The sequence below is a fragment of the Stenotrophomonas sp. HMWF003 genome (assembly GCF_003061285.1).
In the GTDB taxonomy this organism is placed as follows: domain Bacteria; phylum Pseudomonadota; class Gammaproteobacteria; order Xanthomonadales; family Xanthomonadaceae; genus Stenotrophomonas; species Stenotrophomonas maltophilia_AP.
The window spans coordinates 4,810-5,292 of sequence record NZ_QAIW01000470.1 but is presented as its reverse complement, the minus strand read 5'-3'; the positions used below and the strand labels follow the sequence as shown (position 1 = coordinate 5,292).

Here is a 483-nt window from a genome sequence, read left to right as displayed (position 1 = left end):
CCTCGCGCGAGGACAGGTACTCGGCCAACGGGCCGGCCAGGCTCTTGAGCAGTTCACGGCCTTCGGGCTGCAGCTGGTCGGAATTCAAGGCGAACAGCACGCTGCCGCGGATGCCGATGCGGCCATCCACGATGGTCACCCGCCCGGCCGCCAGCGGCACCGCCAGCGCCTGTTCCAGCGTCTTGCGACGCTGCGCTTCGGCCTGGCGCTGCTTGACCTCGTGGTCCAGCCGGTTGGACAACTCCAGCTGCAACGCCACCACGCCGACCAGGATCAGCACGAAAGCGCCCAGCAGTACCGACATCAGGTCGCCGAAGGCGGCCCAGATCGGTGCACCGGATTCGCCATCGACCTCGATCTCGTCGCTCATGCGGTGGCGGTCCCGGTCGCTTCGGCAGTGCGGCGCGCGCCCAGCTGCTGCAGTTCTTCGATGATCTGCTTCTGCGACAGCACGCTCAGGTCAATCACTTCGCGTGCCTGGGC

Annotated in this window: 1 pseudogene; it reads right to left on the bottom strand. The window is 67.5% G+C overall.

Features of this window, described 5'->3' with window-relative positions:
* Positions 1 to 328, bottom strand: a pseudogene (locus DBR34_RS24490) (hypothetical protein); the annotation flags it as partial.
* Between the last annotated feature and the right edge of the window lie 155 nt (positions 329 to 483).